13 protein-coding genes are annotated in these 12003 nt (G+C 60.4%); 6 read left to right on the top strand and 7 right to left on the bottom strand.

Annotation, left to right across the window (positions count from 1 at the left end):
• Positions 1–46: 46 nt before the first annotated feature.
• On the bottom strand, positions 47–946 hold the full coding sequence (locus tag ACZ9BX_RS13375; RefSeq protein ID WP_476218474.1) for a ribokinase: 900 nt from the start codon (positions 944–946) through the stop codon (positions 47–49).
• A gap of 50 nt (positions 947–996) precedes the next feature.
• On the bottom strand, positions 997–2217 hold the full coding sequence (locus tag ACZ9BX_RS13370; protein ID WP_476218473.1) for a DNA recombination protein RmuC: 1221 nt from the start codon (positions 2215–2217) through the stop codon (positions 997–999).
• 183 nt (positions 2218–2400) lie between these two features.
• Here ACZ9BX_RS13370 and def point away from each other — a divergent pair, with 183 nt between their 5' ends.
• From def to truA, 3 genes are read left to right on the top strand one after another with little or no spacing between them, the layout of a single operon-like run.
• On the top strand, positions 2401–2916 hold the full coding sequence (gene def, locus ACZ9BX_RS13365) for a peptide deformylase (RefSeq protein ID WP_476218472.1): 516 nt from the start codon (positions 2401–2403) through the stop codon (positions 2914–2916).
• A 38-nt stretch (positions 2917–2954) separates the two neighbouring features.
• On the top strand, positions 2955–3890 hold the full coding sequence (fmt, locus tag ACZ9BX_RS13360) for a methionyl-tRNA formyltransferase (RefSeq protein ID WP_476218471.1): 936 nt from the start codon (positions 2955–2957) through the stop codon (positions 3888–3890).
• Positions 3890–4693, top strand: coding sequence for a tRNA pseudouridine(38-40) synthase TruA (gene truA / locus ACZ9BX_RS13355; RefSeq protein WP_476218470.1), 804 nt, complete (start codon positions 3890–3892; stop codon positions 4691–4693). The genes fmt and truA overlap by 1 nt, the downstream gene beginning before the upstream one ends.
• Before the next feature lie 24 nt (positions 4694–4717).
• Here the strand turns inward: truA and ACZ9BX_RS13350 are convergent, their stop codons facing one another.
• The 3 genes from ACZ9BX_RS13350 to dapD all read right to left on the bottom strand — a co-directional run bounded on the left by ACZ9BX_RS13350 (position 4718) and on the right by dapD (position 7468).
• Positions 4718–5314, bottom strand: coding sequence for a hypothetical protein (locus ACZ9BX_RS13350; RefSeq protein WP_476218469.1), 597 nt, complete (start codon positions 5312–5314; stop codon positions 4718–4720).
• Positions 5301–6494: a succinyl-diaminopimelate desuccinylase gene (gene dapE, locus ACZ9BX_RS13345; RefSeq protein ID WP_476220003.1), complete on the bottom strand. Its 1194-nt coding sequence runs from the start codon at positions 6492–6494 to the stop codon at positions 5301–5303. Before dapE ends, ACZ9BX_RS13350 begins: the two co-directional genes overlap by 14 nt.
• 113 nt (positions 6495–6607) lie before the next feature.
• Positions 6608–7468 carry a 2,3,4,5-tetrahydropyridine-2,6-dicarboxylate N-succinyltransferase gene (gene dapD, locus ACZ9BX_RS13340; protein WP_476218468.1) on the bottom strand — a complete coding sequence of 287 codons (861 nt, stop codon included), beginning with the start codon at positions 7466–7468 and terminating at the stop codon, positions 6608–6610.
• A gap of 192 nt (positions 7469–7660) precedes the next feature.
• On the opposite strand from dapD, the gene ACZ9BX_RS13335 reads away from it, so the two are divergent.
• Positions 7661–8527, top strand: coding sequence for an LOG family protein (locus ACZ9BX_RS13335; RefSeq protein ID WP_476218467.1), 867 nt, complete (start codon positions 7661–7663; stop codon positions 8525–8527).
• A gap of 48 nt (positions 8528–8575) precedes the next feature.
• Here ACZ9BX_RS13335 and ACZ9BX_RS13330 read toward each other — a convergent pair whose 3' ends face one another.
• The gene (locus ACZ9BX_RS13330) at positions 8576–9232 is read right to left on the bottom strand and encodes an EF-hand domain-containing protein (RefSeq protein WP_476218466.1); all 657 of its coding nucleotides are present in this window, start codon (positions 9230–9232) and stop codon (positions 8576–8578) included.
• A gap of 110 nt (positions 9233–9342) precedes the next feature.
• Positions 9343–10050 (bottom strand): pyrimidine 5'-nucleotidase, encoded by a 708-nt coding sequence (locus tag ACZ9BX_RS13325; protein ID WP_476218465.1) that lies wholly within the window; start codon positions 10048–10050, stop codon positions 9343–9345.
• Between the two features lie 96 nt (positions 10051–10146).
• Between ACZ9BX_RS13325 and ACZ9BX_RS13320 the strand changes: the two genes are divergently transcribed.
• Both ACZ9BX_RS13320 and ACZ9BX_RS13315 read left to right on the top strand, forming a co-directional pair.
• Positions 10147–11226 carry a bifunctional transcriptional activator/DNA repair enzyme AdaA gene (locus ACZ9BX_RS13320; protein ID WP_476218464.1) on the top strand — a complete coding sequence of 360 codons (1080 nt, stop codon included), beginning with the start codon at positions 10147–10149 and terminating at the stop codon, positions 11224–11226.
• The gene (locus ACZ9BX_RS13315; RefSeq protein ID WP_476218463.1) at positions 11223–12002 is read left to right on the top strand and encodes an isocitrate lyase/PEP mutase family protein; all 780 of its coding nucleotides are present in this window, start codon (positions 11223–11225) and stop codon (positions 12000–12002) included. The genes ACZ9BX_RS13320 and ACZ9BX_RS13315 overlap by 4 nt, the downstream gene beginning before the upstream one ends.
• The last annotated feature ends 1 nt before the right edge of the window (position 12003 follow it).

Raw genomic sequence — 12003 nt, 5'->3', positions numbered from 1 at the left:
TGAGTTGATTCATATTTCTTCGAGTGTTCGGTCAAAATAGACAAGACTATATCTTGTTTGCGACTTCGGCGGACAAGGGAATGGATGGCTGTGCTCCGGCCTTGAGGCAGGCCAGCGAGCCGGCGATGGCGGCCCGGCGCAGCGAAGCCTCAAAATCGAGGCCTTCATCGAGGCTTGCGGCAAAGTAGCCGCAGAACGTATCGCCAGCGCCGACGGTATCCACCGGCTCGATTTTCAGTCCCTTCGCTCGTGTAACGACACCATCCCGGATTGCGATCACGCCGTCTGCGCCGAGCGTCACGATCAATGTCTGTCCCGTCTCTTCGTGCAGGCGCCTTAACGCCGTTTCGCGGTCAGCTGTGCTCATGTTGTCCTGGCCGGCAAGCCGCTCGAACTCCGTCTCGTTGGCAATGACGATATCGGCGAGACGCCCGAGCCGTGGGGCGTCCGCAATAAGCGGGGCGAGATTGAGGACGGTCGTGACGCCCTTGACCTTGGCTGCGGTTAGCGCACGCTCAACCGCCGGCGCGGGCACTTCGAACTGCAGCATCAGGATATCGCCTTTGCTCATGGCGCCGATTGCCGCATCGGCGTCCCCAGCCGTGATAGTCCCGTTTGCGCCCGGCACGACGGCGATCATGTTCTCGCCGTCTCCACCAACAATAATCAGCGCTGTTCCCGTCGGCCCTTCGACATGCTTGACACCTGCAAGGCGGGTGCCTGCCTGATCGAGAAGCGCAAGCGCCGGAGCAGCGAATTCATCCTTGCCGACTGCGCCCACCATATGGACCACTTGGCCGGCACGTCGCGCGGCCAATGCCTGGTTGGCTCCCTTGCCGCCGGCCGCCGTTGCAAAGCCGTTGCCGGCCACCGTTTCGCCGGGCTTCGGCAGGCGATCGGTCGTGGCGATGAGGTCCATGTTGATGGAGCCGAAAACTGTGATCATAAAGGGTTTCCCGTCATGCTTCTTATGCGGACGGACACTGCCCGATGGGCTCACTCTTCGTCAACCACCCGGAGTTTAAGAAGCCCGGTGCGGCTCTCGACCGACTTCGCCGGAGGTCCGCTTTCACGTTCCTGCTTGAGTGCTCCTCCGCCCTCGAATTCCAGCGCTTCGATCTTTGCGCCGCGTTTGGAGAGCTTGTCACTGGACGTGATGATCTGATCAATATCCCGCTGTGCCTGGGAAAAATGAGTCTGCAGTTTGCGCACGCGCTCATCAAGCCGCCCGAGATCATCCATCAGGATTGCTACCTCACCCTGGATGACGTGCGCTTGCGCCTGCATGCGCTGATCCTTCAAAACGGCCTGGATGACCTGGATCGACAGCATCAGCAGCGAAGGCGAAACGATGACGATGCGGGAACGATGCGCTTTCTGGACGATCGGCTCGAAATTCTCGTGGATTTCAGCGAAGATCGATTCCGAAGGAACGAAGAGAAATGCCGTCTCCTGTGTCTCACCTTGGATAAGATACTTCTCCGAGATATCGCGGATATGGATTTCCATGTCGCGGCGGAATTGTTGCGAGGCAAGTTTGGTGGCGTCCGGATTGCCCGCGTCGCGAATGGCATTCCATGCTTCGAGAGGAAATTTGGCATCGATGACCAGGGGCGGTGCACTGTTCGGCATGCGCACGGTGCAGTCCGGCCGCGAGCCGTTTGAAAGCGTCTGCTGGAAAGCATAGGCACCCATCGGCAGGCCGTCGGCGACGATTGTCTCCATGCGGGACTGGCCGAAGGCGCCGCGCGTTTGCTTGTTGGAGAGGATAGCCTGAAGCCCGACGACGTCTTTCGCCAGTGTCTGGATGTTGTTCTGAGCCGCATCGATGACGGCAAGCCGTTCCTGCAGCCGCTGAAGGTTCTCGTGCGTCGATTTCGTCTGTTCGCTGATTGTCGTGTTAACGCGTTGCGACATGCCGTCGAGGCGCTGACCGATCGCTTGGTTGAGTTCGGCCTGACGTGTGCCGAAGACCTCAGCCATCGTCGAGATGCGTCCCTTCATCTCGGCCTGGATCTTCAGAAGCTCGGACATTCGGGCATCGGCTTCCGCGGCCCGGATCGCTGCCTCCTCATTCTGCTCGCGGCGGAGATTGCCGTTCCTGAACAGCAGAACGAGCACCACGACAACAACAGCAATAGCGCCGCCGGCAAGAGCAAGGATGACCGGGCTGAGCCCGGCGAGCGAAATCGTCAGCGAGTCGGTAGCGTTGTTCATTCGCGCACAATAACAAACTCGGAGGCAATGGCTAGATCAAAACGTGAACAAATCCACAGCGCAATTTCCGGAGTGCCGCGCAACCTAACCGAATGCGGCAAATTCCGAAAGGCGGCGCAAAAAAGCGCCTTCCGGGGTTTCAGGATAATTCCCTAGCCGGAAAAGATAGGTTATGGGAACGCCATGACCATCAAGCCACTTATCATTCTTCCAGATCCCGTTCTCCGCCAGGTTTCCAAGCCGATCGAGCGGGTCGATGCCGATCTCAAGCGTCTTGCCGACGATATGCTGGAAACGATGTACGACGCGCCGGGCATCGGTCTGGCTGCAATTCAGGTCGGCGTGCCGCGCCGTATGCTGGTGATCGACGTTTCGCGCGAGGGCGAGGAAAAACAGCCGCAGGTCTTCATCAATCCGGAGATCCTCAAGTCTTCGGGTGAGCGATCTGTCTATGAAGAAGGCTGCCTTTCCATCCCGGACTATTATGCCGAGGTCGAGCGTCCGGCGGCTGTGACGGTCAAATACCTCGATCGCGACGGCAAGGAGCAGACCGTGGAGGCCGATGGCCTTCTCGCCACTTGCCTACAGCATGAGATCGACCATTTGAACGGCGTACTCTTCATCGATCATATCTCGCGGCTGAAGCGCGAAATGGTGATCAAGAAGTTCACAAAGGCGGCGAAGTCGAAGGCGATTTAGACAGGGCGGCGGGCGGCCCTAAAACCTGGCGGGATAGAATGTCGCTTCGCATCATTTTCATGGGAACGCCGGAGTTCTCGGTCCTGACCCTGCGCAAGCTGGTGGATGCGGGGCATCAGATCGTTGCGGTCTATACGCAGCCGCCGCGGCCGGGCGGACGGCGCGGTCTCGACCTGCAGAAGTCGCCGGTGCATCAGGCCGCCGAACTCCTCGGCCTGCCGGTCTTCACACCGGTCAATTTCAAGGAGCCGGAAGAACGGGAGCGCTTCCGGGCGCTCAATGCGGATGTGGCGGTTGTCGTCGCCTATGGGCTGCTGCTGCCGGAGGCGATTTTGAACGGAACGCGAAACGGCTGCTACAATGGCCATGCCTCGCTGCTGCCGCGCTGGCGCGGCGCAGCACCCATCCAGAGAGCGATCATGGCAGGCGACGAAAAGACCGGCATGATGGTAATGAAGATGGACAAGGGGCTCGATACCGGCCCCGTCGCGTTGACCCGCGAAGTCGAGATCGGACCGAACATGACGGCCGGTGAACTGCATGACAAGCTGATGTACGTCGGCGCGAAGGCCATCGCTGAAGCGATGGTCAAGCTCGAAATGGGCGACCTGCCGCTGACGCCGCAGCCGGAAGAGGGAGTCCTCTATGCCGCGAAGATCGACAAGGGCGAGACGCGGATCGATTTCGGCAGGGGTGCAACGGACGTTCACAATCATATCCGCGGACTGTCGCCATTTCCGGGTGCCTGGTTCGAGATAGGGATCGGCGGCAAGCCGGAGCGGGTGAAAGTGTTGGGTTCGATGCCTGCCGAAGGGCAGGGGAATCCCGGAGAGGTGCTGACGGACGATCTGGTGGTTGCCTGCGTTTCCGGCGCGGTACGGCTGACGAAGCTGCAGAAGGCCGGCGGCAAGCCGCTCGCCGCCGCCGATTTCCTGCGCGGGACGCCGCTTGCTGTGGGCACGAGGCTTTCCTGATGCCGCGCTACCGCATGACGGTCGAATATGACGGCCGTGCCTATGTCGGCTGGCAGCGGCAGGAAAACGGGCCGTCGGCACAGGGGGCGATCGAGAAGGCGATCCTGTCGGCGAGCGGCGAGACCGTGTCGATCCGCGGTGCGGGTCGCACGGATTCCGGCGTGCATGCGATGGGGCAGGTGATCCACGCCGATCTCGCGAAGGAATGGTCGCCCTTCAAGTTGCAGAATGCGCTGAATGCCCATCTGAAGCTTGCCGGCGAGGCCGTCTCGATCCTCGACGTGACGGTGGCGAGCGAATTCTTCGACGCCCGCTTCTCGGCGCTCCGGCGGCATTATCTCTACCGCATCGTCAGCCGCCGCGCGCCGCTGGCGCTCGAAGCGGGCAAGGCCTGGTGGGTGCCGAAGGCGCTCGATCATCACGTGATGCACGCGGCCGCCCAGATCCTGGTCGGCAAGCATGATTTTACCACCTTCCGCTCCGCGCACTGCCAGGCAAACAGCCCGGTCCGCACGCTCGACCGGCTCGACGTGACGCGGAACGGCGAACTCATCGAAATCCGCGCAACGGCGCAGAGCTTCCTGCACAACCAGATCCGCTCCTTCGCTGGAACGCTGAAGCTCGCGGGAGAAGGCAAGTGGACGCCGGAGGATGTGCGTGCCGCGCTCGAAGCACGGGACCGCAAGGCCTGCGGTCCGGTCGCCCCGCCGGAGGGGCTTTATTTCATGCAGGTCGATTATCCGGCGGTCATCATCGACCGGCGCAAGCGGACAGAAGAAAATGGTGATGACGATCTGTCATGACCTGAACTACGCCAGATCGTCGGCCTAGACCGGATAAATGCCAAGGAAGCGCTGGAGATATTCAGCGAAGATCATGGTCGGCACCAGCAGAGCCAGCGTCAGCGCCCCGACCATCAGCCCGTGGCCGTGGAAGATCATCCGCAAAATCCTTGCAAGCATGAAGACCTGCGCCATCATGAAGACCAGGAGCAGGACCGACACGACGCTGATGGCGCCGGGAATGAAGAAGACCAGCGCCAGCAGCAGACCGTTGATGTAGGAAAGCGGCACGCCCAGCCAGTTGACGCTGACGACCACGGCGGCAAAGCGATCACCCATGCGGAAGGCAAACAGCAACAGTCCAGCAAAGACCAGCGGCACGAACCAGTTGGCGATTTCGACCAGACCCAAGCGGAAATAGAAGGGCAGGCCGACTTCGACATGCGGCGGCATCGACTGCAGGAAAGCCTGACGCCACCAGAGCCACGAAATGCCCATCGGCGGCAGGCACCAGGCCATCGCCCAGAAAGAGCGGTTGACGCCGCGGTCTGACATGTCGAGAAGCCGGAAGCCGCGCGTATCCATACGGATCAGCAGCCACAAACCCGACAGATAGTATTGAACCTCCCTAAGCCCCGGCATTCACAAACCAGCGCTCGATAAAGGCTTCGTAGATCTGCGTCAGCGTTTCGAGATCGGAAACGGTAACGCGTTCATCGACCATGTGCATGGTCTGCCCGACGAGCCCGAATTCGACGACCGGGCAATAATCCTTGATGAAACGCGCGTCCGACGTGCCGCCGGTGGTCGAAAGCTTCGGTGCCTTGCCTGCAATGCTTTCCACGGCAGAGGAGAGTGATGCAATCAGTGCGTTGTTGTGGGTGAGGAAGACATGGCTCGGCCGGTCGGCCCAGACTATGTCATATCTTACCGGCTCACGGCCGGGGCGCAACACGCCGTCCTTGGCAGCGACGTCAAGACGACGGAGGATTTCCACCTGTAACGTGTCAACCGTCCAGGTGTCGTTGAAGCGGATGTTGAAGCTCGCCGTTGCCTTCGCCGGAATGATATTGGTGGCCGGATTGTCCACATCGATGGTCGTCACTTCGAGATTCGACGGTTGGAAGTTCTCCGTTCCATTGTCGAAGGGGGGATCCATTAATGCGCTGGTGAGCTGCAGCATGCCGCGTACCGGATTGTCTGCGAGGTGCGGATAGGCGGCGTGGCCCTGAACGCCGTGCACCGTGATCTTGCCGGAGAGTGAACCTCGGCGGCCGATCTTGATCATCTCGCCGAGGGCATCCGGATTGGTTGGCTCGCCGACGAGGCAGGCATCCCAGCGCTCGCCGCGTTCTGTCGCCCATTGCAGGAGTTTGATCGTGCCGTTGATCGCCGGGCCTTCTTCATCGCCGGTGATCAGGAAGGAGATCGAGCCCTTTGGATTTCCATGTTTTTCGACGTACCGGGAAACGGCTGCCACGAAGCAGGCGATCCCGCCCTTCATGTCGACCGCGCCACGACCGAAGAGCTCGCCGCCAGCAATCTCGGCGGCGAAGGGCGGATGTGTCCATGCGGCTTCGTCGCCAACCGGGACGACGTCCGTGTGTCCCGCGAACATCAGATGCGGGCCGTCACTGCCCAGGCGCGCGTAAAGGTTTTCGATGTCGGGCGTGCCGGCTTCCGTCGCTTTCACCTTGTCCACCGTAAAACCCAGAGGCGAGAGCATGGCGTCGAGCGCAGAAAGCGCGCCGCCTTCGGCAGGCGTCACGGAGGGGCAGCGGATGAGCGTCTGAAGATTGGCGACGGGATCGGTGGCGGTCATGAGCGTCGAATTATCCGGCGGGAATGGCAAAGACATGGCAAGGCGGCGAACCGCCTCGCTGAAAAAAGAACGCCGTCTGTTTACCGGATCGGAATCCGGCTGTCACTGAAAGCTTAGTCGCGCAGCAATTCATTGATGCCGGTCTTCGAGCGGGTCCGTTCGTCGACGCGCTTGACGATCACGGCGCAATAGAGATGCGGTGCAGGCTGGCCGTTTGCCATGGTCTTGTTGGCACTCGGCATGGAACCGGCAACGACGACGGAATAGGGCGGCACTTCGCCGTACATGACTTCGCCGGTGGTGCGATCGACGATCTTGGTCGACTTGCCGATAAAGACGCCCATGCCGAGCACCGAGCCTTCGCGGATGATGCAGCCTTCGACGACCTCCGAGCGGGCGCCGATGAAGCAGTTGTCTTCGATGATCGTCGGGCCGGCCTGCATCGGCTCCAGCACGCCGCCGATGCCGACACCACCGGAGAGATGCACATGTTTGCCGATCTGCGCGCAGGAACCGACGGTGGCCCAGGTATCGACCATCGTGCCTTCATCGACATAGGCGCCGAGATTGACGAAGGAGGGCATCAGCACGACGTTCTTGGCGATGTGGGCCGAGCGGCGGACGACGCAGTTCGGAACGGCGCGGAAGCCCGCGGCACGGTACTGATTCTCACCCCAGCCTTCGAACTTGGAGGGCACCTTGTCCCACCAGGTGGAATTGCCTGAACCGCCCTTGACGACTTCCATGTCGTTCAGGCGGAAGGAAATCAGGACGGCTTTCTTGAGCCACTGATTGACCGTCCAGATGCCATCGGCGCCGCGCTCGGCGACGCGAACCTTGCCACCGTCGAGGAGTTCGAGCGCTGCCTCGACAGCTTCGCGAACTTCGCCTTTCGTCGACGCGTTCACGTTTTCGCGGTTGTCGAAGGCCGCTTCGATGGTCTTTTCGAGGGATGCGAGGTTGGTGGCGCTCATGAGAATTCCTTAAACTTCGAACTTTATCCTGAGACTGAGAAGTCTCCGGGAATTGTGATCGGCGGGATGCGATCTGCTCTATCGCATGAGCGGCTAAAATGGAATGATTTTTCGAACGAGATCGTTTCTGGATTCAAGGCGTTATAGACATACCCGGCAAGTATTGCCGGCTTTCTTGAAGGGCATTTTGAAATGGTGAAGGGAAAGAATGGCAAGCCCAGGCGCAAGAATGGAGTCTGGGCTCCGCTGAAATCGAGCGAGATCGACAGGCATCGCGCACTGGCCGTGCCGAAGACGCCGCAAACGCTTGCTCCTTCCTATCGCCTCGCCTATGCCGACGACGACTTTCTCTGCCGCGAGGAATTGCGGCCGATCCGTCTCCAACTGGAACTCCTCAAAGTCGAGATGATGCTGACGGAGCGCGGCATCAAATCCACCGTGGTCTTGTTCGGCGGCGCGCGTATTCCCGCCCCTGGCCAGAGCGCATGGGCAGCCCGCAACGACATCCAGCGTGCGAATCTGGAGGCAGCCTCCGTCTACTATGACGAGGCACGCAAATTCGCCCGGCTATGCTCAAAATATTCCGCCAGCTTCGATTTCCATGAGTATGTGATCGTAACGGGCGGCGGTCCGGGCGTCATGGAAGCGGGAAACCGCGGAGCGGCCGATGAAGGCGCCCCCTCGATCGGCCTCAATATCGTGCTGCCGCACGAGCAGGCCCCAAACGCCTATGTGACGCCGGAGCTCAGCTTCAATTTCCATTATTTCGCGATCCGCAAGATGCATTTCATGGTGCGGGCGAAAGCGATCGCGGTATTTCCGGGAGGGTTCGGAACCCTCGACGAATTCTTCGAATGCCTGACGCTCATCCAGACGGGACGCATGGAAAAGATGCCGCTCATTCTCTTCGGCGAGAAGTTCTGGCGCAGCATCGTCAATTTCGAGGCACTTGCCGAATTCGGCACGATCGCGCCTGACGACCTGAAGCTGATCAGCTTCGTCGATTCGGCGGATGCTGCCTGGAAGATCATCCAGGATTTTTACGAGCATGAGTCATAAAGAACCCGCCTCGAATTGCGGCGGGCATCGGTTTCGATAAATTCCAGCTTACAGGAGCGGTCGATCCGGCATGTCGTCGATCGAGATCACGCCGTCCTTGCTGCGATCCATGCGAATGAAGAACATGTCGAAGGCAGCCTCGGCCTCCTGCTTGGAAATCTGGCCGTTCTCGTCCGCGTCCACGCGGCGCATCATAGACGTGAACATCATCCTGCCACCGTCGCGCATCCCCCAGCGCTGATCGCCGCGGCCGCGATCGCCGTCGCCTCGATCACGGTCGGCGCGCTTCGGAATCTTCGGCTGGTCGCCGTTGTCGGCCGTCCGCGGAGCGTTGGGCACGCTGTCGTCATTGGCGCCCATTTGGTCATCCCGTGCCCTGCGGTCCTCCATTTGGGCTTCATGGTACTTGCGGATCTCGCCCGGCGTCAGCGACCCGTCGTTATTTGCATCGATCGCGGCAAAGACCTTCCCAATGCCGTCCTGGGCTTCCTGTTTGGAAATCTGGCCGTCTTTGCTGGTGTCGAACTGCTTCAACATACGCACAAAGGCAACCTCGCGCATTGCTTCAGCGCGCATACCGTCGCCCATCATCTGGCGCGACGGTTGGCGGGCCCTGTCGCCAGGAGCGGCAAAACTGGCGCCGGCTGCAGCACCGACGATCATGACGGAGGAAAGTGCGATCAGTGTCAGCGTGTTCCGAGACATCGTATTTCCTTTCGGGTTCGCAATCTCGCTGGGGATCACGCTCGAAAGGTAGCGCCAATGTGTCAATTTGACCAATCAAACATGGGTAAGCTCGGTGAAACTTTCGTAACCTAGTCCCCAACCCTTGCCAGAAACCCAGCCAGATCGTCGGTGACGAAATCGATATGATCCTCGTCGCCGCTGGTTTGTTCCCACCATTCGACGACGGTTTCCTCGAGATTGTTCGGCACGAGCAAGACAGTCTGCATGCCGAGCGCCTTCGGAACCACAAGGTTGCGCGGGAGATCCTCGAACATGGCCGCCTTGCCGGTTTCGACGCGTTTTAGCGCCATGAACTTGTCATAGGTGACATGCGCCGGTTTCGGCACGAAATCCGCGGCGACGATGTCGAAGATATCGTCGAAATGTTCGAGGATGCCGAGCGCACCGGCGGTCATTTCGGCATGCTTGACGCTGCCGTTGGTGAAGATGAACTTGCGGCCCGGAAGTGCCTTGATCGCCGCGCCCAATTCCGGCTGAGCCGTAAGGCCCGAATAGTCGATGGCATGGGCCTTTTCCAGAAAGTCGTTCGGATCGACGCCGTGATGGATCATCAGACCCTGCAGCGTCGTGCCATGATCGAGATAATATTGCTTCTGCAGCTTGCGTGCCTCGTCCCGCTCCATCTGGAGGAGGGCAGAAACATAGGCCGTCATGTTCTTATCGATCTGCGCGAAGAGATTCACGTGATGTGGATAAAGCGTGTTGTCGAGGTCGAAGACCCATTCGGTCACATGCGCAAAATCGGCTTTGGTCGGAGTACGATCTATCTTGGTCATGGCGGCGTTATGGCACGGGCCAAGGAAATTGCCGAACAAAAAATAGACGCCCGATTTTCGACGGACGGCAACGGGAAGGGATGATAAAAGGCTTTCATGCTTTTCGATCTCCCCAATGAAGATACGCTCTATGATGCGCTGATCGCCCGCAGCTCCGATTATGAGGGGCTCGCCTATGTCTGCGTGAGGACGACCGGCGTCTTCTGTCGATTGACCTGTCCGGCCCGCAAGCCGAAGCGGGAGAACACGCTCTTCCACGGTTCCATCGCCACTTGCATACAGTCCGGTTTCCGGCCCTGCCAGCGCTGTAAGCCGCTGGAACAGACGGGCAGGGAACCGATCGTCGGCGAACTGCTGGAAGCGCTCGACCGCGATCCGGCGGCGCGATGGACCGAGGACGACTTGATCCGCAACGGCTATGATCCTTCCACCGTGCGGCGTGCGTTCAAACGATCGCTTGGCGTGACCTTCCTCGACATCGCCCGATACCGGCGCCTCGGCGAGGCGGCAAGACAGCTCGCAGGCGGCGCCCGCGTCATCGATGCCCAGTTGGATGCCGGTTACGAGTCGGGCAGCGGGTTTCGCGCCGCGTTTCAGCGATTGATTGGCAAGGCGCCTGCCATGTCACAGAACCGGGAACTGCTCTTTGCGGACTGGTTCGAAACGCCGCTCGGGCCGATGGTCGCGGTGGCTGATCAGACGCACCTGCATCTTCTGGAATTCCATGATCGGAAGGCGCTGCCGGCTGAACTGGAAAACCTGCAGCGGAAGACGCACTCCTCCGTTGCCGCCGGGCGAACGCCTGCGATCGAGCAGATCGATGCCGAGCTGCGGGCCTATTTCGAGCGCAAATCCGCAGATTTCCAGACACCATTGGCGCTCGGCAACGGCACGGCCTTCGAGCGGGCGGTCTGGGCGAAGCTTCTGGAAATTCCTGTCGGAGAAACGCGTTGCTATGGTGATCTCGCAAGGGAAATGGAAAATCCGCAGATGATGCGCGCGGTCGGTCGGGCCAACGGCGCAAACCAGCTCGCCATCGTCATCCCCTGCCATCGCGTGGTCGGCGCGGACGGATCGCTGACCGGATATGGCGGCGGGCTCTGGCGCAAGCAATGGCTTTTACGTCACGAAGGAAAAATGAGGCCCCCAGGGCTGTTTGAGGAGGAAGTTCAATGAATCACGTGGAAAAGGCGAAGGCGTTCGGCGCACTTCATCGGAAGGGCAATCCTGTCGTCCTCTACAACATCTGGGATGCCGGTACGGCGAAGGCAGTCAGCGACGCAGGCGCCAGGGCGCTTGCGACAGGCAGCTGGTCGGTTGCCGCGGCGCAAGGTTATGCCGACGGCGAAAAAATCCCGCTGGAGGCGCTTGTCGCAACAGTGCAATCGATCACTGCTGCCAACGACTTGCCCCTCTCCGTGGATTTCGAGGGCGCCTATTCGACCGAGCCAGCGGAAGCCGCCGCCAACGTTGCGAAGCTGATTGATGCAGGCGCCGTCGGCATCAATTTCGAGGACCAGGTCGTCGGCGGCAACGGGCTGCATCCGATCGATCAGCAGGTCGCACGCATTCGCGCCATCCGCGAGATGGCCGAGACGAAGGGCATTCCGTTCTTCATCAATGCCCGCACCGACCTGTTCCTCAAATTCTCCGATCCCGACCGGCATGTGCCGCTGGTGGACGAGGCGATCGAGCGGGCAGCCGCCTATGCTGAGGCTGGCGCCAGCGGCTTCTTTGCGCCGGGATTGTCGAACCAGGACCTGATCCGCCGGCTCTGTGAAGCGGTTACACGGCCGGTCAACATCATGATGCGGCAAGGCGTGCCGGACGTGAAGACGCTGGCAACGCTCGGTGTCGGCCGTGTCAGTTATGGGCCGGGGCCTTATCGCGCAATGATGGAGAAGTTGAAGGAGGCAGCCGAGGCGGTTTTCGCCGCCGCGGGCCAAGCTTGAA

Source organism: Rhizobium sp. USDA 3886, from assembly GCF_056279785.1.
This window is presented reverse-complemented; position numbering and strand designations above follow the sequence as displayed.